Raw genomic sequence first — 283 nt, 5'->3', positions numbered from 1 at the left:
CACCGCGCCGACCGCGCAGGAGGGCCTGGCGGCACTGCGCGCCCAAAGCTTCGACGTGATCCTGACCGACATCGAGATGCCCGACATGAACGGGTTCGAATTCGCGGAAGTCATCCGCTCCGACAACAACCTCGCTTCGACGCCGATCATCGGCCTCTCGGCGCTGGTGTCGCCGGCGGCGATCGAGCGCGGCCGTCAGGCCGGCTTCCACGATTACGTCGCCAAGTTCGACCGTCCCGGTCTGATCGCGGCGCTGAAGGAGCAGACCGCGGGCGCCGCCGGC

1 protein-coding gene is annotated in these 283 nt (G+C 68.9%); it reads left to right on the top strand.

What is annotated here, in order from left to right; genetic code table 11:
• The coding region (locus AC24YW_RS36645; RefSeq protein WP_487487219.1) for a response regulator at window positions 1-283 on the top strand (283 nt) is incomplete at both ends.

This window comes from Bradyrhizobium sp. USDA3516 (genome assembly GCF_057651995.1).
This window is presented reverse-complemented; position numbering and strand designations above follow the sequence as displayed.